The organism is Enterococcus sp. AZ062, from assembly GCF_051715065.1.
In the GTDB taxonomy this organism is placed as follows: Bacteria; Bacillota; Bacilli; order Lactobacillales; family Enterococcaceae; genus Enterococcus_B; species Enterococcus_B mundtii.
Genome location: NZ_JBIOTB010000001.1, coordinates 971743 through 998741, shown reverse-complemented (window position 1 = coordinate 998741; position 26999 = coordinate 971743). Strand labels below are relative to the sequence as shown.

Sequence of the window (26999 nt, the reverse complement as noted above, 5' to 3'; positions counted from 1 at the left end):
TTCACTCCTTTTTATAATGACTTTGATAATTGATCAACCCAGACAAAAAATGTTCTGCATCATCGATCCGCATACGAAAACGATCATGCCTTGCAAAAAAACCATAATTGATCGTAACTGGTTTTTTAAAGAAAAGCGCATATTCTGGAAACATGACTCCTGTTTTGATTTCATGAGAAACACGCTTCTTCATCACTGTATCGATTCTTTCCTTTACTTCAATGAAATCATTTTGCGTATTGAAGAGTTCATTTTTTAATTCACTATGTTCCAATTTCCCCATCATTTTGGACGCTGCCACAAGTAATTCAAGCATTGTCGGATAGGCAGTGTCTCTCTGCTCAATAAAGTTGATATTTTCAAGGGCATTTTTGATTCCAAAACGATAATACTCAATTTTTTGTTTATGTTTTAGCATCTCGTTTGTCGCATAACTCAACCAATGGTCGTGATATTTTTGATAATCCTCCGTGACAAAATGTTCCATCAAGATTTCACACGTACTAAAAATCTTAGGATCATTAAGAATCTCATACGCTCTTAACAAAGAAAACAAGGCTTCCCCATCATAATAAATGATTCGAAAATGCTCTTTGACCGCCAATTGTTTATCCAGAACATGGATTGTTTGGTTGTCTATTGAGAGAAATTTCCGAGAAATCGTATCAACAAGTTGTTTCAAGTACTTTTTATAAAAACCGTCCTCGGATACTTGGATATATTTTGCGATTGCTAAAATCGCAGTTGCTTGGGCACCTAATTTGTATTCAATCTCTTTATTGAAAAAGTCTTTGACCAAAAAATATCCCTGTTCATTCGTTGTTAAGTTTTCAATACCCCAAGCAAGGCCTTTTTCTGCCTCTAGCAACATTTCATGGTCTGAGAAATATTCAGCAGCTTCAATCAACGCATATAATGAAGAAAAATGTCTAACTGAATTATAGCCCTTGATTAGTTGATCATAACAAGGATAATAGCCGTAGATAAACTGTCCATTATCAGTTAACTGCCCTTTTAGATACTTACTTCCTTCTTTTATAACGGTGTCAGTCACTTCATTCAAAGATTCTTCAGTGATCCTTCTCACCTGATTTCCATTTCCGTAATCTTCAAGCTTGATTACTTGATTGTTTTCAAAATAATAAGCTTTTGTCTTAAAAAGATAAACGTTTGAACGCGCTAAGTAACTTAAATCCACCTCTTCTCGATTATATTTTCGTTTCACATATCCTCGAAAATTCTGTGGGTCAATTTGTAGATTGGGGTGATTTTTTCCAACAATATGTGTTTTAGCCGGTTTGATAATGGCATTTCCTACTAATTCTTCTTTTAAAAAAGATCGTTTCCTTATCCCATCAAATCGTACATTAAAATCTATATAATTATTGCGCTTGATTTTTTTTAATTTTTGGTTTAAAAATTCGAAGTCGATTTTTTCTTCTTCGGTTACAAGATCCACTCTTAAATAAGCGTTTTTGTCCCATTGATTCGTTTGATAAGCAGTTACGATATTATTCCAAAGCTGAGAGATGTTTTTCCCATAAAACTCCATTGTTTTTCCACGTTCTTTGTTTTCACCAGTAGTAATGATAGCTGTTTTTCTCTCTGTTTCCATTCCTGTGGTATCCAAGATATCTTTAAGTATCGAGAGTTTATTACGCGTCTGCACTAGCATCATATCACCTCTATCAGAAATAGCTATGACAAGCAGACAATTTTCCGATTGTCATAGCTAATTTTCTAGTTCCTGTTCATTAATCTTCTTTATTTTTTTTAGATTTCCAGATACCAACTCCCGAAAGTAGTGCTGTGATCGCACCTAACCAAGAAGTGGCAACAGATGAATGCTCAGCTGTTTTAGGATACATTTTTGGTGTCGCTGAGTGGTGACCACTAGGATTTACTCCGTTTCTAGCAGAAGTCCAACCAGATTGGTTGCTTGTTCCACGGGTACTTAGGAACAATCCAATTGGATCTCCATCTGAATTATTTCCTGCTCCACCCCCGTTGCTTCCAATCCCATCTAGACGACCGTCAGCATCTGCGTCGGAATCAGCGTCGGCATCTGCGTCAGCATCGGCATCCGCGTCGGCATCCGCGTCAGCATCGGCGTCAGCATCGGCGTCGGCATCTGCGTCAGCGTCGGCATCGGCATCGGCGTCAGCGTCAGCATCGGCGTCGGCATCAGCATCGGCGTCAGCATCCGCGTCAGCATCCGCGTCGGCATCGGCATCAGCATCGGCATCTGCGTCGGCATCAGCATCCGCATCAGCGTCAGCATCGGCGTCGGCATCAGCGTCAGCGTCGGCATCAGCATCAGCATCGGCATCGGCGTCGGCATCAGCATCCGCATCGGCGTCGGCGTCCGCGTCGGCGTCAGCGTCAGCATCCGCGTCAGCATCGGCATCGGCATCAGCGTCGGCATCAGCATCGGCATCTGCGTCGGCATCTGCGTCAGCATCGGCGTCGGCATCAGCATCCGCATCGGCATCCGCGTCAGCATCAGCATCAGCGTCGGCATCAGCATCGGCATCAGCATCCGCGTCGGCGTCAGCATCCGCATCTGCGTCGGCATCAGCGTCGGCATCAGCATCCGCATCGGCGTCGGCATCAGCGTCGGCATCAGCATCCGCATCAGCATCGGCGTCAGCATCGGCGTCGGCGTCAGCATCGGCATCGGCATCAGCATCAGCATCGGCGTCAGCATCGGCGTCAGCATCGGCATCAGCATCGGCATCAGCATCCGCGTCGGCGTCAGCGTCAGCATCGGCATCAGCATCAGCATCCGCGTCGGCATCAGCGTCAGCATCCGCATCGGCATCCGCGTCAGTATCGGCGTCGGCGTCAGCATCGGCATCGGCGTCGGCGTCGGCATCGGCGTCGGCATCCGCGTCAGCATCGGCATCGGCGTCAGCATCGGCGTCGGCGTCAGCATCGGCATCAGCATCAGCGTCGGCATCGGCGTCAGCGTCGGCGTCAGCGTCGGCATCTGCCTCTTCATCATCCGGAATAATTGCCGCCGTTGGTAAACTTGGATTGTCGTTTTGATCGTAGGCAATTAGTCGGATGTCATCAAGTGGCGCAACATCATCTTGAGAAATCTGTATTGTAAATGCTCCTGTCCCATCTGCTTGACCTTCAGCAATCAAATTGTTGGCATCATCATAAATCCGCACTGTAGCATTTGGATCGGCTAACCCTGTGACTTCGTAGCCATCTGTTGAATTTCCTGTAACTTCAACATTATAAGGCGCAGTTACTTCGGCTGCTTGGTAAAAAATCGGTGAATAGCCGTCAGTAGTGGAACCCACATTAAGGTTCAACACATCTGCTTTCACAACAGTTCCAACAAAGCCTGCTTCATAAGGAGTTGATAAATCGATCCCTGCATTTGCTAAATCAGCATAATTAGGATCTTGGATCGTTGTCGGGATCGTAATTTCTGTTCCTCCTAATACGCTCGCATCTGCTACAACACCAACCAAAGAAGAAGTTGGACCTAATAGTCCTGTTACAGTAGCAAATGCTAAGTTAAATGCTGGTTTTACAGTCGCTGCTAATGCAGTATTAACAATCCCAGCTGCCGCATTTCCTAAAACCCCATTTCCAGTTGCTTGTAACGCCTGAACGGCATTGTTCAAATCAGTTAATATTTCTGTTAATCCTTCTCTAACAACAGTTTCAAGTGCCCCATCCAGTTCACCATAGATATATTCGTCCCCTTGTACTTGCAGTGGAATTTGCACTTCAGCAGAAGTCAACGTACTTAGATTTTGTAATAAGTTCAATTGCTCGTAAACTTCGGCAAGATTCACACTTGCTAATGGATTTGCCCCCAACAAGGTATCAATCGCTGTGATTAAAGGAGTAACCGCACTATTTACTGCATTCAGCAGTGGAGCTAGTTCATCTTGTGGAAGTAATATATCTGTTTGAAAAGTCCCAGGGCCTGCTGGGGAAACGAGTCCCTGCATTTCTTCTGGGATTACTAAGACTGCTCGTCTCGTCCCATTCAACAAATTAACATTGATTCCATTTTCTCCTGAAATCGTAAAGTCGACATTTCTAGTTGCCCCACTAAGTTGGTAAGGAGCTGAAGCTGTTGTGCCACTTGTATTAGCTGTAGTCAAAGTATTGAATATTTGTCCACTGACCACATCCGCATAAGCTTGATGCGTGCCAAGGGTAAATAAAGGTGTCGCAATTGAAATCGGAGTAACCCCTAACATCACCCCTGCTGCTATCGACGTACCTATCAATATCGTTTTTTTTGATCGCCGTTTGGCACGTGCCTTTTGATCCATATTTTTTTTGTAATCCTTTTTCATTCCCTTTCCCCCTAAAGCAGATTCATGTATTTTTGTTCTCCCCCACAGATTGAATCAACACGAATAAATATGCTTTGCCCTGAATGACACTCCTTTACCAAAAATTTAAAAAGATATCTTTTTAATTTTTCTCATTACAACTTAAGTTATCTTGAATAGTAGCAACGTCGAAATAAGAAATCTATCATTAAGTTCTGATATATTTTGAAATAACTATCAGAAAACTGATGACAATACACGGAAATGAATATGTAATCGTTATTTTATGCAAAAAAATTTATTTAAAATGTCAAATAACATATAATATTATCCAAGTAAAGTATTATTATTTATTTATTTTTTTAAAAAAAACTTGTACTATGCCTCTCATAAAATAACCAAAAAAAATTGATATGCAATTCTTTTTTTTCCAAATATACTATTCAACATATTAAAAATTATTATATTCTGAATAAAAATATAACATTTTATAATAATTCATCTAATTATTGCTCTACTTATAAAGGAGGTTTCTCATTGAATATCTATAATATATTAGAGAAAAACATACACGTACAACTGACTATTTTAAAAAGTTGTTACGAGTCATATCAACCTTTGACAATGGACAAACTTTCAAGCCTACTCCACATAGATAGACGTTCCTTATTCAATCATTGCGAACGGCTATGTTCTCTATCACAAAATAATCTGTTCAAAAAAGATGGATCTAGTTACCATTTTATTGGTGACAATTATGACTTTCATCAACTGAAACTAGCAATACTTGAAGATTCGTTGAATTTCCAAATACTGAAAGCCGTCTGTCTACATTCAAATTTCACGCTTTACGAATTCGCCACTCATTATGGAATCAGCGAATCCTTTCTCAGACGGCAGTTGGCTCAAGTAAATCATTTCTTCAGTTATTACAATTTAAAAATAAAAACACGAGGAGGCACTATTTTTTTCAGTGGAAAAGAAACCCAAATTCGCTACACGATTTATTTGTTTCTATGGGAAGTATATGAAGGGATGGAATGGCCATTTTTAACGCTTGATTTCCAGAAGATCTTAACGACAGTAAAACAAGTTTTTACCAATATCGCACTAAAAAAGAACAAAATTAAAACAATGGAATGGTGTTTCATATTAGCTGTTAATATCAATCGATTCAAGCAAGGATATCCTGTTCCTGAACCTGAACTTCCTCACTTTTTAGATCCTATGCTAGAAGGTCTTTCTGAGGTGACCACCATCCTACAACCAATTATTTCTGTTTATGGCTTACCTTCTTCTGAGTCAAACTTTATTTTACTGTGGATACAAACACGTCCTCACATTTACGTAAATAAAAATATTATGGTTCATGCATCAAAGATTCATAAAAAAAATGCGACACCGATTAATGAATTTCGCGATCAGTTTTATCGTTACATGAAATCTGTTGGGATAAACACCAATGAAATCACATCAAAGAAAAAGCTATTAGATGCAACATTATATGCAAACGGTATCCATGATTATCTTTTTAGTCCTTTTTCTGGCAAAAAAAGAGAAGTTACTGATTTTATCGAAAAAAATTATCCCTATTTCTATCAAAATATGGTGGGTTGGACTCAACAAATGCAAAAAACACATTTTCCATGGATTCAATTAAGTACGTTGATCGAAGCATTTTTAGTCATTGCCCCACCCACATTTTTTGATAAAGAGATCAAAGTGAAATTAGAAAGTGATTATCCACTAAGTATCGAATTATTATATGTAAAAGTTTTACAAGACCAATTACGTTTGTATTTGAATGTCCTTTTCACAAATGAATTATTGCTAAATCCTGACTTGATTATTCGTACAACTGAAGCCCCCACCAAAATAATCAGTTATGAAGATGAAATTCCTTATATTACCATCCGCAATGACCTTTCTGCTTCAGAAAATAAGCACTTAGTCCAAAAAATCAAAGAAATGATGTATGGTGATAAGCAAAAATAACTAACTTTTCTTGTAAAACCATTTTTTCCAGAAAAAGAAAATAAAAAAACAAAAAGAAGATACGGCAAGCCGTATCTTCTTTTTTCGTCAACATGATCTTATAATTTAGATACTTCAGCAGCTTGAGGACCGCGCGCACCTTCAACGATAGAAAATTCTACTTCTTGGCCTTCTTCTAAGCTTTTGAAGCCATCGCCTTGGATTGCTGAGAAATGTACGAATACATCGTCTCCACCGTCTACTGTAATAAACCCAAATCCTTTTTCATTGTTGAACCATTTTACTGTACCGTGTTCCATAAATATATAGCCTCCAAAAAAGTTCTTGCAAGTAACCCTTGCACAAACATTATACCGAATTTAGAAAACGCTCGCAAGCATTGCCCCGTTAATTTTCTAAATTGCATGGCAAATGGAAGAAAGCTATTTTATCCTGCGAAATGCTTGTTCACTTCATCCCAATTCACAACATTCCAGAAAGCTTCAATGTAGTCAGGACGTACATTTTTGTATTTCAAGTAGTAAGCATGTTCCCATACATCTAAACCTAGAACAGGTTTCTTGCCTTCCATCAATGGTGAATCTTGGTTGGCAGTAGAAGTGATGGCAAGTTTGCCATCTTCAAGTACTAACCAAGCCCAGCCAGAACCGAAACGTCCTGCTGCTGCTTTTTTGAATTCTTCTTTGAATGTTGCAAAATCGCCGAATGTTTCATTAATTGCGTCTTTGATTGCTCCTGTTGGTTCGCCACCAGCATTTGGTGCCATGATTTTCCAGAAGAATGAATGGTTCGCATGTCCACCACCATTATTACGTACAGCAGTTTGAATGTCAGATGGAATAGCATCCATGTCTGAAACCAATTCTTCTATTGTTTTTTCACCTAGTTCAGGATATTTTTCGATCGCTGCATTTAAGTTTGTCACATAAGTATTGTGATGTTTGTCATGATGCAAATGCATCGTTTCTTCGTCAATATATGGTTCTAATGCATCAAATGCATAGGGTAGATCTGGTAATGTGTAAGTCATAAAAAATTCCTCCTCATAGTTGTTGGGTCTCTTTACACTAAAAGAGTAACAAAGTGAGGGGAATTCTTCAATTGTTATGCCTAGTCTTCCAATTTTTTACTGGTTTCTACTGGCTCTTCGATAATTTCTGTCTTATTGAAAATAAATAATTTGCTAAAGACATAATTTGCCAATACGACTAAAACCTGTGTAATGATTTTAGCTACATAATCATTCATTTCCAATCCTTTGATCATCAAGAACATGGCGCCCATGTCTAGTCCATAAGAAACGATTCGGTAAAAAACAAATTTTCCAAACTCGATAAACAAATGCGTATAACTAGGAGATTTTGATCGAAAGACCCATACCTTATTGGTGACAAATGCAAACAGAACAGAACAAATCCAAGAAATCGTATTCGAAACGGGCATCGATAACTGGAAGATTTGTTGCGCGATTGCATAACTGACAAAATTGACAATCGTTGCTAATCCACCAAAAAATAGATAGATGAAAACTTCCCAATACCCTTTACTTTCTAAATAGCTTTTAAATTGAACATAAATCTTCATTTTTCTACCTACCTTATTTATCATTCTTTCCTATCATACTCTATCTGCTAACAATTTTCATCTCTAGAAAACAATGAACAATAAGAATATAACCTTATCTATCGTGAGAGAATGTTTTAGAACTCTTGTAATTCATAGCATACTCCGCTAGAATTGCTAGTGATGACAATTCTACAGAAGGAGTAATTATGACAACAAAACAATTAATCATTAGCTCATTTGCTCGATTCACCGAGCTTAAAAATGCTAAAAACGTATCATTTGGAAAATCATTAGTCTATCTTTTATGTTTAAGTATACTAATGGCATTACCTATTTCTTACCAAATTTTTCAAGTGCTAGACACGATCAAATCCGATGGTCAAAAAATCGCATCTGAAATTCCAGATTTTAAGATTCGTGACGGACAAATCGATTCGCCAACAAATGATGGTTTTATTTATCAAACGGATTCGATCATCTTTACCTTTGATCCCGAAGGAAAACGTACCCCTGAAGATATCTCTTCAGATTTGATAGGGAATTTCCTAAGTGTCGGTCTGCTAAAGGATAAATTGGTTCTAGCTTTACCGAATACTGGCACGACTTCGGCATTGTTGAACAACAATCAATTTGAAATTGAGTATACGAATAATACCTTAAAAAATCTAACAGGTGAAAACTTACGTAGTACATTAAGTGAAGCAACGATCCCTTTTTGGATCAAAGCTTTAGTATTTTTGATTTCCATTTATCCTAGCTTTTTAAATTTGATCATCACTTTACTTATGGCCAATTTTGCAGCTTATGTTTACGCAAGATTACGTTTGGCTAAAGTAACTTTTCTCGATTGTCTAAAAACAATGATCTATGCGATTTCATTACCTACTGTTATTGCAACGATTCTGATGATTTTTGTACCAACTTTTGACACAACAGCGTTTATTGCATTTGCGGGTATATTCATTTTTGCTCAAGCAGTCAAAGGCTGGCCAAAAATCCAATTGCCAAAATAAAAGAATCTCTGGGAGAGGTAGTCACTACATACCTCTTCTAGAGATTCTTTTTCATTTAATAACCTTTAATAACCTTCATTCAAATCGATTTCATTTACTTCTAATTCTGTTTTTTCTACGTAGGATTTTAAGTTTTTTAGAAAAATATCCATAAACTTTGTTTGGAAATGTGGTGTCTGACCTGCAATGTGTGACGTGATCAATACATCTTCTCTTTCCCATAATGGACTATCTTTTGCTAATGGTTCTTCTTCAAACACATCTAAAGCCGCAAAAGCAAGTTGTCCATCGTCTAACGCAGCTATTAAATCAGATGTTTTTACAGAAGGCCCACGTCCTACATTGATGAATAGCGCTTCTTTATCAAAAGCTTCAAATACTTTTGCGTCAAACAATCCTTTTGTCTGATCTGTCAAAGGTAAGATATTCACCACAATCGTTGCTTTCGGCAAGATTTCTTTTAATTTATCTAATGGATAAGTCTCTTTGAAGCCCTCTACTGGATGTCCAGATGTGTTGATACCGATACATTCCAAACCAAATACAGCTGCATGTTGTGCCAATTTTTTTCCAATATGTCCAGTTCCAATAATTAGTAATTTTTGATCTGCCAATGCTTGATAATGGATCTCTGATCCTAGCCAATCTTTATGGAACTGCGCTCGTTGGGCTTGAAACAATCCACGTGAATAGCCTAAAATAATGCCCATCACATGCTCACTGATCGATTCTACATGGATACCACTTGCATTGGAAAGTAAGATATCTTTTTCGGCGAATTCGTTTAATGGAAGATTATCTACCCCGGCAGAAATCGATTGGACCCACTTTAAGCGATCAGAAGCGAATATACCTTCTTGATAATCGCCGTTCCAACCGATACTGATCGCTATTTCAGAAAGTTCGTCGGATGCTACTTCCGTTTGAAATGAATATTCTGGTGCTATTTCTTTGATCTTTTCGATAAATTCTTCACGAAACGAACGTACTGAATAAATTATTTTTTTTGTCATCACACCCATCCTCTCTACTTATTAGTCTAGCTTAAACCCTCAAAAGAATGAAGTATGATGCACTTCATACCTTGAACGACTTTTTTCTATAATGAACCTAGTAAAAATGAATCAGCGTTTGACTGTCTAAAAAAAAAACCTAACAATCCGAAAGTAAGTAAAACTTACTTTTCGTTCGTCAGGCTTATTTTCCTAAAAATAAAAGACTATCTCTCACCTTATACATCTGCTGTTTCTTGGAAATGATACGTTGGTTCCTCTAATTGTGGATCATAATCAACAACCAGATCATAGCCTTTGAAGAACCAATCATCGGCTTCATCAATAAAGAATAATAGACCATCGATCGTTTCTTGTTTCATCGGACGTTCTGGTAACTCCACAGACATACCGATTGAAAATCCCTCATGTACTTCTGTTTTGCCATATACTTTCCCAAAAAAACGGATACCATAATTTTCAGGTAAATCTACCTCTGCTTGAAACCATTCTTTTGCTTTGTCCGTTATTGTTAATTGCATGTGATGAGCCCCTTTTTATTGATTCATTTTATCATCAAGTATATCTACATCTTCTGTTTCTCCGATAACAAGTAAATTATCATTTTCACGTACATACTCGTCAGCGGCTGGTGACACCACGACAGAACGATCGAAACGCCGGATGGCTACTACAGTCAAATCAAATCGCTGTCTGAAATTTAGTTCTGCTAACGTTTTATTAAAGAACTTAGGGTTGGATACCCGAATCTCAGCAAGCGAAAATTTGTCTGACAGCTCTAAATAATCCAAAATATTTTTAGAAACAAGATTATGTGCGATCCGTATCCCCATATCCCTCTCAGGATGGACCACGCGATCTGCACCGATCTTTTCAAGAACACGAGCATGATACTCATTTTGTGCTTTCGCTAAGATATTCGGAACGCCCATTTCTTTGACCATCAGAGTCACTAAAATACTTGCTTGGATGTCTTCTCCAATTGCTACGATCACATGATCAAAATTTCTGATTCCTAAAGACCGTAGAGTCATTTCATCTTGTGCATTCGCAACCACTGCATGTGTTGCGATATTCATATATTCATTCACGCGATCTTCACTGCTATCAATGGCTAAAACTTCTTGACCAGCTTCGACTAACGTACGACAGATACTGCCACCAAAACGTCCAAGTCCTACGATTGCAAAATTCTGTTTCACTTTTCTCCTCCTTTTTCCATTCCATTTCAAGTATAGCAAAGCCACTCTAAAAACAAAAGCAACCCTGCTTTTCTTTACGGAAAACCCTAATTTTTATGGAGGATCAAAAGAAGGGCTACTCTGGTAGATCATAGAATATTCCTTGATGTTTCTACTAAAAAGGTATGCCTATAATATACTAATTATTCCTACAATAGGTAGCCTAAGAATACGTTAACTGAAATAAAGTAAATAAATAACCCAGCAATATCTTTGATCGAGGTAATGATCGGTGCAGATCCAGCAGCTTGATCAATATTCAATTTCAATAAGATAAAAGGAATCAAAAAACCAAGGGCAGCAGCTAAGGTCATTGCAAAGACCAAGGAGATCCCCACAGCTACACCTAACAATGGTATTCCTTGCCACACAGAAGCGACTATTCCAGATACGATACCTACAACAATCCCTAAACTTAGACCAATACCTGTTTCTTTCAAAAAGTGCTTGATAAACGTGTTGAGATCAATGTGCCCTAAAGATAATCCGCGAACAAAAACCGTCGATGATTGCGTCCCTACATTCCCACCCATATCCATGATCAAAGGAATAAAAATAGCAACAGCGGCCACTGATTCTAACGTTTGTTCAAACTCATCGATCACTAGACCAGCTAACATCCCTGCAACTAATGTGATCGCTAAGAAAGGCAAGCGGACTTTCCAGATTTGCCAAAGACTGCCGTTAATCAGTACTGTACTACGATCAGCTTCTACAGAGGCGACGTCTGCTAAACCAGCAGCATTGAACATATCCTCGGTCGTTTCTTGCTCTAAGACATCGATGGCGTCATCCACTGTCACAATACCTACTAGTCGTGTTTCTTTATCCACGACAGGAATAGCGATCAAATCTAACTCTTGTAACAATCGTGCAGTTTCTTCCTGATCTGTATCTGTGGTTACATAAGCGACGTGCTTGATCATGATTTCTTCAATCCGTTGATCACTTTCTGCAATGACTAGATCCTTTAATGATAGTACTCCTTCAATTTTTTTCGCCATATCTGTCACATACAAAATATAGATTGTTTCCATTTCTTTCGCTAATTTTCTGATTTTATGCAGTGCTTCTTCAACAGTCATTTCTTTTTTAATTGAAATAAATTCAGTCGTCATGATCCGCCCAGCCGTCTCATGTTCATAGCCCATCAATCGATTCGTTGTTGCTCGCTCTTCTTCAGAAAGCTCTGCCAATAGTTTTTTAGTTACACTTGCTGGTAGTTCGTAAAACAACCTTACCCGATCATCTGGAGCCATCTCATTCACAAATTCAATCACTCCATCATCCGTAAACGAACGAAGCAAATCTTGTTGGACAGACGGTTCAAATGTTTCAAAGATTTCGAGGGCTTTGTCTTTTGATAATAATCGAAAGACCAGCACTTGTTTATCTAAAGGTAGCGTAACAAATAGTTGGATCAATTCCACTTTCTCGATCGTTGCTAAATAGTTCTTCAATTCTTCAAGTTTTTTTTGCTCAAGATAATTAAGAATCTTCAATTGTGTTTCTAGGTAATTTGTATCATTTAATGTTCTCATCTCGCATTCTCCTTTGTTACATCGTTTTTTCGATATAAACTTGTTGGATGGATTCGTTTAGAAAAACAGGAAGTACATAAAAAAGACGGCCTCCAAAAGAAGCCGTCTCATAAGATCCCATCAAAATGGTACCAGTGTTTACCTGAACGAACTTCTCGTCTGAGCTTTAGCACTAAAAGACGTAATTCTGGAAATATAATCCAGATAGCTACGTTAAGCACGCCTTAAGCCGACGTTGCCTGTTATACCCTGTGGCGTCTCTCGACGTTTGAGGGCAGTAGCCTGTGTTCTTTTAGGAGCCTCACCTAACAAGTTTTTATAATTAAACCCTACAGGTAAAATTGGTTTTTGTCAATAAGAGGATTAATATTTGATAAAACAGAAATGATTACTTTACAATCTTTCTCCTGTCACTCCTTCTACAATCCCTTTAGCAATTTGATCCATGTTTCTACGAATATTTTCTACATCACGAGTATTGGTGATAAACCCTAGTTCCGCTAGTCGATAAGGGATACCACGTGAATGTAGTACATTCAAATTCAATAAATCACTTCTCAAGTTGATACCACCGGTATTTTGGACAGAGCCCCATAAACCTACATGTGTGCGGATCACATTAGCAATGGCATAATTTTGTGTCGTATACGAGTTGCCGTTACGATGCGCAATCACATGCCCACCAGTACTAATACCAATCGCTCCTGCATCTAAATGGAATTCTGTTACCGAAGAAAAACTACTACTAATCGTATACGCACCCTGCATTCTACGAGTGTCTTGGAACATATCCGCATTTGTATCATAAAAGGTTATACGATTTGTTTTTAAGCGCCCTGCCCATTTTTGTAAATATGGCATAAGTTCATTTCTTGTAAAGTCTCGCTCGTTGATACCGTTATACGAAGCCCCTGGATCTCCTGCACCATGTCCCATTACAAATAGATGATTGATTGAGGTTTGGTACGGGTTTGACGTAGGTCCTGGCGCTGGTGCTCCTTTTTTAACTAGTACAACTTGGATAGCTTCCATTTGTAATGCTACATTGGACGTCCCAGCGTTTTGACCGTTTCTGGCCCAATCTAACCAACCGAGTTGCGCAGAGTGAACTCTATAATAGACATCATAATGTTGACTTAACTGACCAGTTAATCTCACCCTTATCGCTTCAGCTCGTAATTTTCTACCCTCTGTTCCCGAAAGAGCATTATTATTCACATAGTTTTGCCAGCCAATCGATTGAACGTGTGTACTATATTCTATTGTTCCTGGAATAGGTGTGCTAGAGATATTCATTCGTAATGCTTCTAATCTAAAGCCACGTCCCACTGTTCCCGCAGTTGCACCATTCATTTGATAACCTTGCCAACCAATCGATTGACTATGCGTTTGATAATTAACATTAGGATTTTTTATTGTATCCTTATCATAAAATGCAGTACTAGCTGCTGGTCCAGATTGCCCTTTGGCTACCAGCCTTACTTCCATAGCTTCCATCTGATAACCAAATCCTGCACTTCCTGCATTGCCATTATTTTTTGTCCAACCTAACCAACCAAAATAAGCTGAGTGCACACGATAATAAACATCATAGTGTTCTGCTAACTGACCAGTTAAACGTATTCGAATTGCTTCTGTTCGAAGTTTACGATCAGTTGTTCCAGAAATCGCATCATCTCGCACATAATTTTGCCAACCAATGGAACGCACATGACTAGAATATTCAATGGAGCCAGGGATTGGTGTATCTGAAACATTTATTTTTACAGCCTCTAATCTTAATCCACGATTCATCGTTCCAGCAGTTGAACCATTTGACTGATAGGGTTGCCACCCGACTGACTGACTGTGCGTCTGGTAATTGACATTAGGATTAGGGAGTTTATCTTTGTCATAGAAAGCTGTGCTCTGAGTTGGGGCAACTTCTCCTTTTTTGACTAGTTGGATCTGGATAGCTTCCATTTGGTAACCAAATCCTGAACTACCTGCATCTTCGCCATCTTTTGCCCAACCTAACCAACCAAAATAAGCTGAGTGCACACGATAATAGACGCTATATTGTTCACTTATCTCTCCAGTCAAGCGAACCCTAATTGCTTCTATTCGTAAAGAAAGATCTGTCGTTCCTGATGTAGCACCATTTTTCACATAATTTTGCCAGCCAATCGTTCGTACATGACTACTATATTCAATATCACCATTTAATGAATTATTTGGTAATTGAATTTTAATGGCTTCAATTCTTTTACCTTGACCAATCGTACCTGAAGTAGCACCATCAGCTACAGTACTTTGCCAACCGTAAGTTTGCACGTGTGTTTGATAACTGACGGATGGTTTAGAAACTGCTGCACGATTGCTCACCGTTTGTTCTTGGCGATTCGCTTGGGTTATTGAATCATTGTTATTTTTTTCTACTTGGATGTTGAACTTTCCTAATGTTCTCTCGCCATCTTTTAATAAGACTTCTGTTTCACCGATTGCTTTTGCTGTCACCAGACCCTTTTCATCCACTTCAACAATATTATTGTCTACTGATACCCATGTTGGATTAATAATCTCAGTATTTTCTGGAACAAGCGAATACTCAAGTTGTTTAGTTTCGCCTTGGATCATTTCTATTTTTTCTTCTTTTGGAATAATTGATTCAACGCTATTTTGTTCTAAAAATTTCACTTCTACAGTGATATCTAGTGAACGATTAGATGTTTCTTCTAAAATTGCTTTTTTTGAGAACTCTACTTGGTAACTATAATTTAGTGCCGAAGGTTCCATAGTAGTAAAAACGGATCCATTGTATTCCCAATTAGTTGAGTTGATATCGATTTTATCTAATTCTGGTTTTAGATTATCTTGATTGATCACCCATTCACGATCAACTTTTGATGCTTCTGCATTAATCAATTGTTCTTTCCCGTTAAAATAAGTCAAATGATCATTCATCGACAAATCTATTGTTGACAGTTTGTTTTTGGAAACATCAAGGTAGGTTAGCTCTGAAAGAGCTGAAACATCTACTTGCTCTAACTCATTGTCTTGAACTTCCAGTTTTTTTAGCTGTTTAAAATATTCGATACCATCCAATGATTTGATATTTTTACCACTAAGATCCAACTCAGTTGTAGCCAACAATTCATCGGATAATACGTTACTATGATTCTCCTCCATCATTTCAATCAATAATTGACGGAAATTTTGATCTGGGAAATGAACTTCATCAACAGGAATATCTTTAGATGAATTTTCTGCAGAGTTTTCTGTTGGTCCTGAGGTCTCCTCTGTGGTGGGATTAGTACTTTCTGTCAAAGGGGCTTTAGAAGATGTTGCTGTAGTTTCGTTAGTTTGCGAAGTACTTTCTTGTGACGTATTTGTTCTATCGTTTATCGATACTGCGTAGACACTTGGCGTGATCGAGCCTGACAGTAGTAAGAAACTTAATAACATGCCTATCCATTTTTTTCTCATGACATTCTCCTTTATTTTTTAAATCGAACTTATATTGTCCTATAATATATTAAACTATAAAAAGACCCAAATGAAAAGAACATGATAACAAAGAATTCAAAATAACAAACAATGTAATTAGCATATACAAATAAATCCAAAGCAAAAATAATACATTTTGCTTTGGATCAAGGTACTGTTTTCTCTTATCAATGTGAAAACAGTGATAAGTTATATTTTATGTCACAACCTATACTTACTTTGTAAAAATGTACTTACTATTTTGATGATAAGTCATAAGTCTACTTACTTAACTAATCCATGTTTGAACGCGTATATGGCAGCTTGGGTACGATCTTCCACTTCTAATTTCGCTAAAATATTAGAAACATGTGTTTTGACTGTTTTCAAAGTAATAAACAACTCGTCAGCGATTTCTTGATTGCTCTTTCCTTCAGAGATCAACATAAGAATCTCATTTTCACGATTCGTCAAATCATCGTGCAAGATTGGCTCATTACGTCGACTCATTTTTTCCATCATTTTAGAGGTTACTTCAGGTTCAAGCACTCGTTCACCTCTTTGAGTCGCACGGATCGCATCGGCGATTTCATGGGCCGTCGATGTTTTAAGTAAGTAGCCTGTTGCGCCAGCTTCAATAGCTGGATATACTTTCTCATCATCAATAAAACTCGTAACAATAATGATTTTTGCTTCTGGCCAATCTTTGAGGATTGCTTTTGTAGATTCGATCCCGTCCATTTCTTCCATGACTAAATCCATTAGAATCACGTCCGGACGAAGTTCCATGGCTTTTTCGTAACCTTGTCGCCCATCTTCTGCTTCTCCGATCACTTCTATATCTTCTTGGATCGACAAATAGGAAGAAACCCCTAAACGTACCATTTCATGATCATCGACTAGTAATACTTTTATCATTTTTCCGCCTCCTTTATTAAAGGAACTTTGATTTCCACACTTGTCCCTTGTCCTTTGAAACTAATGATTTTTACTGTTCCACCAATACCTGCTACACGTTCTCTGATATTGTTTAGTCCGTAGCTACCGGTTTTTGTTTCATTCATATTGAAGCCAGTACCGTCATCGATCACTCGTAATAAAAGGTTATTATCGATTTTATGCAGATACACTTCTAATTCATTTGCTTTTGCATGACGCAACGTATTTGAAAGTAGTTCTTGAACGATCCGAAAGAGATGATCTTCAATCGAATCAGACAAAGTGATATCTTCAATATCCCATTTCAATGCAATTTGTATCTTGTTTTTTAATTCTTTTAATAATTGCTCAATCCCTTGTTTCAAACTTTTCTCTTCAAGGTTGACTGGTCGCAAATGTAGTAGCAACGCACGCATTTCAGATTGTGAAGCATTGATGATATCTGCTACCATTCTTAGTTGTTTACGAAACATTTCAGGCGTATCACTTTTTTCGGCTTGTTCCGTCAAAGCAGACATCATCATCATCGCTGCAAATAATTGCTGGGAAACCGAATCATGTAGCTCACGCGCTAAACGATGTCTTTCTAATTCTAAGATTTCTTCTTTTGTTTGTCCATCAACATATTGAGGTCGACTCGTCAATATTTGAAGTTCACTTGATACTTCGATCATTTTTTCTTTGATTTTAGTGATTTCTTTTTCAATTTCTTTGACATATATATCGTCAGATGCACTTGGTAAGGAATCATTTAAAACTTTTGCTTCATAGTTACCGGAAGAAATTGCCCGTAATTGTTCTTCGATTTTCCCATAACGTGCTTTTTGTAAAAGAGAGACAATCAAAAAAACAATCAAACCGACACCTGAAGAAATCGCTAATAAGTGAAAGATCAATGGTACGTATAAAATTCTGGCACTTAATAAAGTACGCCAAAAATGAGTTTGATTACTTGCGTAAAAATAAGTAAAAAATGAAAATAAAATGACAATAAATGAGGCGATCGAAGCATAAATAGCTAGCATCGGTCGAGAAAGTTTCTCAATCATGCTCGAATCACCTCAATATCCCCAAGTAATGTGTTCGTAATGATTTTTAAACGACGTGGATTTTCATCGTAATCGTTACTATAGATTTTAATCGACTCGTTCTTCAATGCAAATTGTTCTTCTTCAAATTGTACATTTCCTACTAACGTTGCATGTTCGAGACTGATTGCAATCCCTAATGGAACTAAAATGCGTGTCCGACCGATTCCTTTTCTGACGATAACGATATTATCGTCTTTAGGTAACAAGGTGTTCCCTAAATCGATGATCGTATCTCCTGAAAGTAGAGCGATATTGATATTATCCCATTCATACACATCATTACCAATTCGCTGGTTACCGAATAATTGTTGTTTTTTTCGTTCATTATTGTGGGACTTCACTTGCTCTGTTTGAACCATAATGATTTGTTTTTTTCGCCAAAAAGCATTTTTTGTTAGATCGATCCCAGAAATCTCTACACCTTTAAGACCAATGAACAAGACAGCAAAGACTGCCATTACCCACAGCGCAGGACTATTGATCAAACTGAAAAAAATAACTAGTCCACCTAGTACAAATTGAAAATTTTGAAATCCCGATCTCGGTGATTTTCGCAATGCAAGATAGATATTAAAAATACCAAATAAAACTAATAGTAATAATTCAACATTATTTACGATTTGCCAAACTGCAAAGATCAATAGTAAGGCTTCTACTACTATAAAAAAGCGCCAAGAGCTATTCATCGCTATTCTCCTTTCCTTTTCATTCTCTTTTTTATCATACCTATTTTTGTTTTGAGATGCTATAGGACTTTAGATGTAACTATCGCTTTCTACAGTAAAAGGCCTGGGACTTTGTGTCATGGTCCCAGACCTTTTTGTATAGACAAACCAATAATTGATTATCTGTGTCTACATTTCAACTTATGCTTGCGCGACCTTGACGATTTTTACTTGCATATCGCCACCAGGTGTTGAAATCGTTACTTCATCATTTTTATATTTGCCGATCAAAGCTTGTGCAATCGGGGAATCATTTGAGATCTTTCCTGAGAAAGGATCTGCCTCAGCACTTCCCACGATCGTATACTCTTCTTCTTCACCATCTGGTAACTCAATGAACGTCACTGTTTTACCAATAGATACTTCATCCGAATCAACGCCATCATTGTCAATGATTTGTGCAAAACGGATCATATTCTCGATTGTCGTGATACGTCCTTCTACGAAAGCTTGTTCATCTTTAGCTGCTTCATATTCTGAGTTCTCAGATAAATCACCAAAGCCACGGGCGATTTTGATTCGTTCAATGATTTCTCCCCGTTTAACTGTTTTTAATTCTTCTAATTCTTGCTCTAATTTCGCTTTTCCTTCAAGCGTCATAGGATATACTTTTTCTACCATGTATAACTCTTCTCCTTTTTCTATGGAATACCGCAAAAGGTAATCTTTTACGGACTACAGTCCAAAAAAGATTACCATGCTTTTTCTAAAATGTAAATGTTTTTCTAAAAATAAATAAAGTTACAGACAACGCTCAATTTTAATTATTTACGTATTTTTGTACTAATTCCATATGCTCTTCATATGTTTTTGCAAAATAAACCTCACCTGTAGAGATATCTGCGACAAAATAATAATAATCATTCTCTGCTGGTTCAACAACTGCTTGGATAGCTGCTTCACTCGGGCTATTGAACGGTCCTGGACCATATCCCTTATTTGTATAAAGATTATATGGTGAATCGACTGCCGTATCTTCATAAGAGACAAATTCTTTGTGCTCACCTAACGCATATAAAATAGAAATATCTGACTGTAATGGCATCCCTATGTCAATCCGATTATAGAAAACTCTGGCAATATTTTTACGGTCTGATTCAGATACCCCTTCTTTTTCGATCAATGAAGCAAGTGTCATGATTTCTTGAACCGTATGATTTTGCTGCTTGATCGTAGAGAAGTATGGTTGTAACACGGTATTCGTTTTATCGACCATCTGAATGATTAGATCTTTGAGTGACATATCTTTATAGTAATCATAAGTCGCTGGGAATAAGTAACCTTCTAAGCGATACTTGGTGTTTTCTGCCTTAGCTGCACTTTCTAATAAATCAGGATATTTTTGAGTCAACTCCGTGAAAAAGGCTTCATTTTTTAGTAGATCTAAAAATTCCTGCTTATCTTTCCCAGTGATTTTTGCTACTCGTTCTGCAATCTGCTCTGCATCAAATCCCTCTGGTATCGTGATCTTCCCATCTGCCACTTCTGTAGGTTCTGAGGTTCCACCTTCTTGGAGCTCTTTACCGATTTCATCTAACGTCATGTTAGGGGCTAATTGGTAGAAGCCAGCCTGAAAGCCAGTCATATTTTTAAATTTTGTATAATAATTAAATACGATACCGCTCTTGATGATATGGTCTTGTTCTAAAATCTCTCCGATTTGCTTATTTGAAGAACCACTAGGGATTTCGATCGAAACCAATTGTTCATTCTCTGGGTCTAAAGGTTTTAAGCCACTATCGATATAGCGATAGACCGTAAAACCAAATACACATCCAATAATTAGCAACGTAAGCGCAATCACTAAAATAATTTTTCCTACGATTTTATCTTCTTTTTTACGTAGGTCTTTTCGCTTACTGACTACATCTGTCGAATCAGTTGCATTCTTTTGTCGTCGTCTCTTCTCATCTGGATGTTGTTTGTTTTCTGACAAAACAACTCCTCCTTACTATCAACTTCATAACTTTATTCATTATACATGAAATTCAGGCAGAGGTGAATTATTTTTAACAATTCTTATGTCAAAATTGTAAGTAGTAAATCGATTCTCTTCGGCTTAAAATAGAAAATAAAATGATTCTTATTTACTAAATAACAATAATCTGCTTCATTTATTCACTAAGCTCTTAGACAGGAAGGATTGATATACATGAACAAAAGGAAACATTTAAGAAGAAAACAAGCTTCCCATTTTTCTTTCTCTCAAAAAATCTGCTTATTCATTTTAGTCGTCACTATTGGAATCATCACTTGGTCTACCTATGAAATGGCACAGTCAAGAGTATCCGCCTCGATTCAAGTGGCAAACGATTCCCTAGATTTGACCAAAGACGAACAGGTCCTTGCCGATCAAATCGACCAATTGTTACAAAAAAATGATTATGTCGGATCTGTCTATATTCGTAAAAACAATCGAGTGATCCTTGAAAAGGGCTACGGATACGCTAACGAAGAAGCACAGCAACCAAATACTCCATCTCTGTATTATCAAATTGGTTCGATCCAAAAAGCAATGACTGCGCTACTGATTCTAAAACAAGTGGATATAGGGAAACTTTCTTTAGATACAAAACTGGCTAAATTTTATCCCCAAATCAACGGTAGCAATAAAATCACTATCAAAGATTTATTATATATGCGATCAGGATTGAAAAAAACAGCTTCTCCGACCGTACCAATGAATGACCAAGAGGTGATCCAGTTTGCCATAGACCATCTCGAATATACCAATGATCAAAGTTACAAATATGAACCATTGAATTTCACATTACTAACAGGTATTTTAATGAAATTGACCCATCAGCCATACGAAAAGTTGGTGTATGATCAAATCATCACTCCCTTACAATTGAAACAGACGACCTTCTATGACCAAGTCAAAAACACTTCAGAACACGCAGTCTCTTATCAAATGAGTCCAGACGATGATTATCATCAAGCTTTGACTGAATCTGAAACAGATATACGTAATGAATTAGGAACTGGGAATATCAGTATGTCCGTCTATGATTTGAATGAATTTTTTACAAAAGTATTAAAAGGGCAATTGATTCCAAAAGATTTACTTTTTTCTCTATGGGGAAAGAATTTGAGTGGGCGTCCATATAATGGTGGGGTCTATAGTGGAAGGGATACAATATTTGCTCAAGGAAACATCAATCGTTTCCATGCGGTATTAGCAATGAAAAAAGATACCTCTGATGCAGTTGTGCTAGAAAGTAATATCCAAGCCGATAAAAAATATAAAACAACTGCCACCGATCTTAGAGATCAGATTTATAAATTGATGGGAAATGATGAATAAGCAATGTGTTGACCTGTCATCTGTGATAATTGAATAAGAACGAAGAAAACCTTGTATAAGCAATTTGGCTTGATACAAGGTTTTCTCTGTTGTTTCCTGAATAAAGAAAATTTATTATTTTGTCGTATTTATTTCTGTTGCTAAATATTTTCTCATGCCATCAAGTATGCTATGTTTAGGTTGGTAACCTAGTGCTGAAAGCTTAGTGATATCAGCTAAAGAGTCGTGGATATCTCCTACTCTCTCCTCTTGATAATCTAACAGTAATTCAACTTCAAGAATCTGATTGATTGTCTGGATCAACTCAAGTAAAGTTGTACTGTTTCCCGTTCCAACATTGAATTGTTGCCCTAGTGCTTTTTCTTCTTTAGAAACAAGTAATAAAGCTTGCACAACATCTTCAACATAGACAAAATCTCTTGATTGACTGCCATCGCCGAATAAAGTAAATGACGCTTTTTCATCAGCAAGTTGCTTTTTATAGCGATCCACTAAAATCGAGATCACCCCACTATATGGCGAATTTGGATTTTGATTTGGACCGTATACGTTGAAGAAACGTACCGCAGTTCCTGGCACATCATACAAATGGCAATAATCAAGTACATATTGTTCAGCGGCAAATTTATCAATAGCATAAGGCGTCAACGGTCGAATAACTGACTCTTCTTTTTTAGGTAGTGTTGGTTCATCTCCATAAACAGCTGCAGAAGAGCTAAATACAATACGCTTTAAATTTGGCTGATACTTACGAATCAACTCAAGTAACATCAAGACACTATCAAAATTCACTCGATGAGTTTCCAATGGACGTTCAACGGAATCAGCAACACTAGCTATAGCAGCTAAATGGAAGATATAGTCAAATCGGTGAGATTGCATAATCTTTTCCATTTTTTGCTTATCACTGACATCACCTTCAATAAAAGTGATTTTTTTTGTTTGATCTAAATTCTCTCTATTCCCCATTGATAAATCATCAATAACTACAATATCGTTATGATCTCCTAAATGATTTGCCAATGTTGAACCGATAAACCCGGCTCCACCGGTAATTAATATTTTATCCACTTTATTCACTCCAATTATTTATTAAAAAATATAAACCTATTTTACCATGATAAGATATTGAACACTATGCAGTGTAATCGAAAACGTCTCGTAGAAAATAAAATATTTTTTACGAGACGTTTTTATGAATGATTTTATACAGAAATTTAGATTAACGTTCTTTTAGTAAAATACGAAAATCTTTATAGCTAGCAATAATTGATCGATGTATAAAAGCAAGATATACAATATAAATAACGACGTATACAACCATGCTTGTAAAAGATGCATTGAATAGTAAGTTACTTAAAATAAATAGCACAGTTAATAATGTTTCAATAACATGCTTCCAACCTATTGTTAATCGCAAATCTTTGTATAAGAAAAATTCAGCCAGATTACAACGTAGGGCCAAACTAATTAAAATGAGTAAAACAGTCAAATCTAAATTTCCAACAATGAAAATCACAAATAAAGACGCAAGTAATGTTACTCCTAACGTAATGATATTTACAAATAAAATCGTTTTTTCTTTTCTCAAAGTTTTTAGATACGTATTGATCAGTAATGACATTCTTCCTTCATAAATGACAATTGGGAATAAAATCCCCATAAACCTAAGACTTTCTGCATATTCCGGTAACCATAAACTTAAAATGATTTTTGCAGGAATATAAAATATTAGTAATCCGTACGTTAATGGGACAAATAATCCTCTAAGAATTCGAAACAATTCAGGCAATCTCTCTTTATTCGTCCTTCTTAATAAAGGAAACATAACAATGCCAATGGCATTGATGAACGTCAAAAACATATTTGAAAGGCTTAGTGTGAATGATAACTTACCAAATGTTTCGATTGTCCATTTTTGTTGCACAAAAAAACGGATTGTTCCAATAATCAGCATACTCGCAATATTACTAATCATTAATTTACTACCAATATTGATATTATCTAATATTTCTGGGAATAAAACTCGTAAATTGATTAATTTGACATTTAACATATCTTTAATCAAAGACATTCCCCATAATGTTACCAACAATTTAGAAAGGATATCTAATAAAATCAACCAGAAGAAATTTCTACCACCTAAAGAAAAGTAAATAGCAATAAATAAAACATATAGATATCGATCATTTCTTGATAGTTGTGCATACTCTTTGATTCGATTCGTCGATTGGAAAATATATAAAACAAATGTTTTTATAATCGTCACGACTGACACTATTGCTGTTAAGATAAGTATGACTGATTGCTCAGAATGAGGAAGAAACAACCAGGCCCATATAGCTACAAAGAAAGATAAGAATAGTTCAAAGATCATTAGATACCAAAACTGCGTACCCAAATCTCGTTTATTCAACTGATCATATTCTTCTCCGCCAATTTTTAAGTAGATGCCATCAATCCAACCAAAATGTAGAAAACCTACATAAGACGAATAAAAAACATAAAGTTGCCAATAGCTATATTCAGTAACACCTAAAAGTTTTGGCACAAATAGATTTAATAGCACTGATATTCCTAAAGTAGCAAAATTTGCAGCTACAGTATAGTATAAGTTTTTCATTACGTTTCTTGCTTTATCATTCATTATTAATACCTACTTTGTCATACTATTTAATAAAACCATCTTATATATAGTGCTTGTGCCTCTATATTTCTTACAAATTAACCTTAGTAGTATTTAAGCTAATCTATTGAATACTATTAATTATTTAAAGAATATCGTATTGTATGGGACATATGAATTATATGCTCCAGAAACAATAAAAATCAAAATAAATATACAGAAGCTGAACAAAATAAAAGTTATTAAGAATAGAAATTTATTTTTAAAAAGTTTCTCCAATACAATGGGTACGATAAAAATTTCTACTGTTGAAAATATTGTACTGATTCTTCCACCAATTGTTGCTAAAGGTCCGAAACACACTAACAGAATCGTCGATAAGCAATATAAAGACAATATTATATTAAAGTTTTCTGTAAAAACTGTATTGTTGTTTTTTACGAAAATAGTTGCGCCAATCAGTATGACTAATTGCATTATGAATACCGGATTAAAAATCCAACTACCTTGTGCATAGTACCCAGATAAGTAACCATAGTAACGATCTGGAATCATAAACCTAAATAAATTTGGGAAAAAGAAAATGATTCCTACAAATGCGCTAGATGAAATCAGAAATATTTCTTTAGGGACGTTGATCTCTTTAACAATCTGTACGAAAAGATACGCAGGAATAATAAAAATAGAAACAATATGAAATAATGAACCTACTAACGAAAGTAGAATAATATTTCTTAAATTTCTTTTTTTGAACGCTGGTAAAGCCAATAAGAATATGATAGCCACAATAGAAGATCTTATTTGCCCCATATCACGTACTAGAAAAAATCTAGAGTAGTAATAAAGTAGTGCAATTGATGGAACCGGAAAATAATTATTAAGTGCATAAGCGAGCAATAACATGCTTATTATAGAAAATAATAAGATAAAAGTTGAAAAATTCATTCCTAGCTCACGTACGATATAATTTAATAAAAGATATCCAGGTTCTGCATCAATACTACCATCGAATATTTTATCCCAATTAATTAACCTATCAAAAAAATTGTTATAGGAAGAAAAATCATATCCCGTAGAAAATCTAAAACCTGCTAAACACGTTAAAAATACGATACCAGCATAAAAAAATATTTTTTTTCTAGTAAAATATTCCAAAACTGACAATACCGCTAGCAGTGCGAATGTTCCTACATAAATGTACAATGCTGTTCTCCTTATATATAGATTATTTTAATGATATTAGTTAAAGCTTTTGCAATCTCTAATTGTTCTCTATACCATTTTTTTGTCGTATTTTTCTTAAAACAAACAATTAAAATTTCATCTGGTTTAAACGACACAGGCTCAATAATATGATTCAAATTTGAATAAATATTTGTATCATCATGCTTGGAAATTTTATTTTTATCAATGGTATTATTTTCTTCTAAAACCAAAAATTTATTTTCAGATGTGCCATTCAATAGTGAATTGATAATATTTAGTTTTTCTTCTACTGTTGATAAGTCTAAGGAATTGATATCAATCGCTTGAACATCATTTCCCAGTGTGAATTTTTGCGTGATAACTTTGGTTCTGTACTCTTTCCAACTTACTAAAAGAGTTCCTAGACCCAATGTAATAACTATCATTACTAATACTAATAAAATGATTTTTTTTGTACTAATTCCTTCACTCACTTGTGCTGGCAATGTTTTATTAAATTGGATATCTTTGTTGATATAATAGAACGTTTTATTATCAAAAAATGGTAACTCGTTATTAGTCATTTCCTTTTGCAATAATTCAGATATTTGTTTTTGTTCTTGCTCTGGGACATCATCTGTAAACTGAACATCAATCGTATTTTGGATATCATTGTATCCTACACTTAATTTTTCAAGTGTCTCATCTGAAAATTGATTTTTTTCCTGTAAACTAGTTAAAAATACTTGTTTTACAGCCCCTGAAGCAGTCATGATGTTACCTTGACTATTTTCTAAAATAAATGAGAATAATGGACGATTTATTTGATTATTATTTTCAATCTTACTTTGAGAATAATTTGAATAGAAGAATAACCCACCTACAAGAAGTAAACTTACTATAAATGAAACAACATATACTTTTAAATGATCTCTAAAAAAAGAATATATATCTTTAGGCGACAGACTATTATTGGACATGTATT

The 26999-nt window shown here is 36.2% G+C and carries 22 protein-coding genes and 1 riboswitch; of the genes, 3 read left to right on the top strand and 19 right to left on the bottom strand.

Going from position 1 to position 26999, the window contains the following annotated elements:
* Position 1 precedes the first annotated feature (1 nt).
* Both IGJ00_RS04685 and IGJ00_RS04680 read right to left on the bottom strand, forming a co-directional pair.
* On the bottom strand, positions 2 to 1675 hold the full coding sequence (locus IGJ00_RS04685; RefSeq protein ID WP_142432967.1) for a hypothetical protein: 1674 nt from the start codon (positions 1673 to 1675) through the stop codon (positions 2 to 4).
* A 79-nt stretch (positions 1676 to 1754) separates the two neighbouring features.
* Positions 1755 to 4328, bottom strand: coding sequence for an adhesive domain-containing protein (locus tag IGJ00_RS04680; RefSeq protein WP_438844151.1), 2574 nt, complete (start codon positions 4326 to 4328; stop codon positions 1755 to 1757).
* 516 nt (positions 4329 to 4844) lie between these two features.
* Between IGJ00_RS04680 and IGJ00_RS04675 the strand changes: the two genes are divergently transcribed.
* Positions 4845 to 6302 (top strand): helix-turn-helix domain-containing protein, encoded by a 1458-nt coding sequence (locus tag IGJ00_RS04675; RefSeq protein WP_142432965.1) that lies wholly within the window; start codon positions 4845 to 4847, stop codon positions 6300 to 6302.
* Between the two features lie 98 nt (positions 6303 to 6400).
* Here IGJ00_RS04675 and IGJ00_RS04670 read toward each other — a convergent pair whose 3' ends face one another.
* The 3 genes from IGJ00_RS04670 to IGJ00_RS04660 all read right to left on the bottom strand — a co-directional run bounded on the left by IGJ00_RS04670 (position 6401) and on the right by IGJ00_RS04660 (position 7886).
* The gene (locus IGJ00_RS04670) at positions 6401 to 6601 is read right to left on the bottom strand and encodes a cold-shock protein (RefSeq protein WP_010735910.1); all 201 of its coding nucleotides are present in this window, start codon (positions 6599 to 6601) and stop codon (positions 6401 to 6403) included.
* A 128-nt stretch (positions 6602 to 6729) separates the two neighbouring features.
* Entirely contained in the window at positions 6730 to 7332 is a 603-nt protein-coding gene (locus IGJ00_RS04665) for a superoxide dismutase (RefSeq protein ID WP_074799770.1), read from the bottom strand.
* Between the two features lie 80 nt (positions 7333 to 7412).
* Complete coding sequence (locus IGJ00_RS04660; protein ID WP_086334450.1) at positions 7413 to 7886, bottom strand: GtrA family protein; 474 nt, start codon at positions 7884 to 7886, stop codon at positions 7413 to 7415.
* Between the two features lie 188 nt (positions 7887 to 8074).
* Here IGJ00_RS04660 and IGJ00_RS04655 point away from each other — a divergent pair, with 188 nt between their 5' ends.
* Complete coding sequence (locus IGJ00_RS04655; protein WP_071865973.1) at positions 8075 to 8881, top strand: DUF1189 domain-containing protein; 807 nt, start codon at positions 8075 to 8077, stop codon at positions 8879 to 8881.
* 65 nt (positions 8882 to 8946) lie between these two features.
* Here IGJ00_RS04655 and IGJ00_RS04650 read toward each other — a convergent pair whose 3' ends face one another.
* From IGJ00_RS04650 to mltG, 10 genes are all read right to left on the bottom strand, one after another.
* A complete protein-coding gene (locus IGJ00_RS04650; RefSeq protein ID WP_071865972.1) occupies positions 8947 to 9894 on the bottom strand; it encodes a phosphoglycerate dehydrogenase in 948 nt (315 codons plus the stop codon).
* 218 nt (positions 9895 to 10112) lie between these two features.
* A complete protein-coding gene (locus IGJ00_RS04645; RefSeq protein WP_010735915.1) occupies positions 10113 to 10415 on the bottom strand; it encodes a HesB/YadR/YfhF family protein in 303 nt (100 codons plus the stop codon).
* A gap of 15 nt (positions 10416 to 10430) precedes the next feature.
* Positions 10431 to 11096 carry a potassium channel family protein gene (locus IGJ00_RS04640; protein ID WP_010735916.1) on the bottom strand — a complete coding sequence of 222 codons (666 nt, stop codon included), beginning with the start codon at positions 11094 to 11096 and terminating at the stop codon, positions 10431 to 10433.
* 188 nt (positions 11097 to 11284) lie between these two features.
* Positions 11285 to 12676, bottom strand: coding sequence for a magnesium transporter (gene mgtE / locus IGJ00_RS04635; RefSeq protein WP_142432964.1), 1392 nt, complete (start codon positions 12674 to 12676; stop codon positions 11285 to 11287).
* A 144-nt stretch (positions 12677 to 12820) separates the two neighbouring features.
* A riboswitch (M-box (ykoK) riboswitch) is annotated at positions 12821 to 12996 on the bottom strand.
* Positions 12997 to 13069: 73 nt separating this feature from the next.
* Entirely contained in the window at positions 13070 to 16141 is a 3072-nt protein-coding gene (locus IGJ00_RS04630; protein WP_142432963.1) for an N-acetylmuramoyl-L-alanine amidase, read from the bottom strand.
* 285 nt (positions 16142 to 16426) lie between these two features.
* Complete coding sequence (locus tag IGJ00_RS04625; RefSeq protein ID WP_071865970.1) at positions 16427 to 17059, bottom strand: response regulator transcription factor; 633 nt, start codon at positions 17057 to 17059, stop codon at positions 16427 to 16429.
* A complete protein-coding gene (liaS, locus tag IGJ00_RS04620; RefSeq protein ID WP_019723158.1) occupies positions 17056 to 18129 on the bottom strand; it encodes a two-component system sensor histidine kinase LiaS in 1074 nt (357 codons plus the stop codon). The genes IGJ00_RS04625 and liaS overlap by 4 nt, the downstream gene beginning before the upstream one ends.
* Positions 18126 to 18857 carry a cell wall-active antibiotics response protein LiaF gene (gene liaF, locus IGJ00_RS04615; RefSeq protein WP_142432962.1) on the bottom strand — a complete coding sequence of 244 codons (732 nt, stop codon included), beginning with the start codon at positions 18855 to 18857 and terminating at the stop codon, positions 18126 to 18128. The genes liaS and liaF overlap by 4 nt, the downstream gene beginning before the upstream one ends.
* Positions 18858 to 19037: 180 nt before the next feature.
* A complete protein-coding gene (gene greA, locus IGJ00_RS04610) occupies positions 19038 to 19517 on the bottom strand; it encodes a transcription elongation factor GreA (RefSeq protein ID WP_010735922.1) in 480 nt (159 codons plus the stop codon).
* Positions 19518 to 19656: 139 nt separating this feature from the next.
* Positions 19657 to 20832 (bottom strand): endolytic transglycosylase MltG, encoded by a 1176-nt coding sequence (gene mltG / locus IGJ00_RS04605; protein WP_066025925.1) that lies wholly within the window; start codon positions 20830 to 20832, stop codon positions 19657 to 19659.
* A 216-nt stretch (positions 20833 to 21048) separates the two neighbouring features.
* On the opposite strand from mltG, the gene IGJ00_RS04600 reads away from it, so the two are divergent.
* Positions 21049 to 22203, top strand: a complete 1155-nt coding sequence (locus IGJ00_RS04600) for a serine hydrolase domain-containing protein (RefSeq protein WP_071865968.1) — start codon at positions 21049 to 21051, stop codon at positions 22201 to 22203.
* Between the two features lie 114 nt (positions 22204 to 22317).
* Here IGJ00_RS04600 and IGJ00_RS04595 read toward each other — a convergent pair whose 3' ends face one another.
* The 4 genes from IGJ00_RS04595 to IGJ00_RS04580 form a co-directional block, all read right to left on the bottom strand.
* Positions 22318 to 23274, bottom strand: coding sequence for an NAD-dependent epimerase/dehydratase family protein (locus tag IGJ00_RS04595; RefSeq protein ID WP_142432961.1), 957 nt, complete (start codon positions 23272 to 23274; stop codon positions 22318 to 22320).
* A gap of 151 nt (positions 23275 to 23425) precedes the next feature.
* Entirely contained in the window at positions 23426 to 24850 is a 1425-nt protein-coding gene (locus IGJ00_RS04590; RefSeq protein ID WP_115357444.1) for a lipopolysaccharide biosynthesis protein, read from the bottom strand.
* A gap of 120 nt (positions 24851 to 24970) precedes the next feature.
* Positions 24971 to 26032, bottom strand: a complete 1062-nt coding sequence (locus tag IGJ00_RS04585; RefSeq protein WP_010735927.1) for an EpsG family protein — start codon at positions 26030 to 26032, stop codon at positions 24971 to 24973.
* An 11-nt stretch (positions 26033 to 26043) separates the two neighbouring features.
* Complete coding sequence (locus IGJ00_RS04580; protein ID WP_104775520.1) at positions 26044 to 26994, bottom strand: hypothetical protein; 951 nt, start codon at positions 26992 to 26994, stop codon at positions 26044 to 26046.
* Positions 26995 to 26999 lie beyond the last annotated feature (5 nt).

Bases quoted from the DNA above. Each gene is read 5' to 3' on its own strand.
- IGJ00_RS04685 (WP_142432967.1), bottom strand. From the start codon at position 1,675: ATGCTAGTGCAGACGCGTAATAAACTCTCGATACTTAAAGATATCTTG.
- IGJ00_RS04680 (WP_438844151.1), bottom strand. From the start codon at position 4,328: ATGAAAAAGGATTACAAAAAAAATATGGATCAAAAGGCACGTGCCAAA.
- IGJ00_RS04670 (WP_010735910.1), bottom strand. From the start codon at position 6,601: ATGGAACACGGTACAGTAAAATGGTTCAACAATGAAAAAGGATTTGGG.
- IGJ00_RS04665 (WP_074799770.1), bottom strand. From the start codon at position 7,332: ATGACTTACACATTACCAGATCTACCCTATGCATTTGATGCATTAGAA.
- IGJ00_RS04660 (WP_086334450.1), bottom strand. From the start codon at position 7,886: ATGAAGATTTATGTTCAATTTAAAAGCTATTTAGAAAGTAAAGGGTAT.
- IGJ00_RS04655 (WP_071865973.1), top strand. From the start codon at position 8,075: ATGACAACAAAACAATTAATCATTAGCTCATTTGCTCGATTCACCGAG.
- IGJ00_RS04650 (WP_071865972.1), bottom strand. From the start codon at position 9,894: ATGACAAAAAAAATAATTTATTCAGTACGTTCGTTTCGTGAAGAATTT.
- IGJ00_RS04645 (WP_010735915.1), bottom strand. From the start codon at position 10,415: ATGCAATTAACAATAACGGACAAAGCAAAAGAATGGTTTCAAGCAGAG.
- mgtE (WP_142432964.1), bottom strand. From the start codon at position 12,676: ATGAGAACATTAAATGATACAAATTACCTAGAAACACAATTGAAGATT.
- IGJ00_RS04630 (WP_142432963.1), bottom strand. From the start codon at position 16,141: ATGAGAAAAAAATGGATAGGCATGTTATTAAGTTTCTTACTACTGTCA.
- IGJ00_RS04625 (WP_071865970.1), bottom strand. From the start codon at position 17,059: ATGATAAAAGTATTACTAGTCGATGATCATGAAATGGTACGTTTAGGG.
- liaS (WP_019723158.1), bottom strand. From the start codon at position 18,129: ATGATTGAGAAACTTTCTCGACCGATGCTAGCTATTTATGCTTCGATC.
- liaF (WP_142432962.1), bottom strand. From the start codon at position 18,857: ATGAATAGCTCTTGGCGCTTTTTTATAGTAGTAGAAGCCTTACTATTG.
- greA (WP_010735922.1), bottom strand. From the start codon at position 19,517: ATGGTAGAAAAAGTATATCCTATGACGCTTGAAGGAAAAGCGAAATTA.
- IGJ00_RS04600 (WP_071865968.1), top strand. From the start codon at position 21,049: ATGAACAAAAGGAAACATTTAAGAAGAAAACAAGCTTCCCATTTTTCT.
- IGJ00_RS04590 (WP_115357444.1), bottom strand. From the start codon at position 24,850: ATGAATGATAAAGCAAGAAACGTAATGAAAAACTTATACTATACTGTA.
- IGJ00_RS04580 (WP_104775520.1), bottom strand. From the start codon at position 26,994: ATGTCCAATAATAGTCTGTCGCCTAAAGATATATATTCTTTTTTTAGA.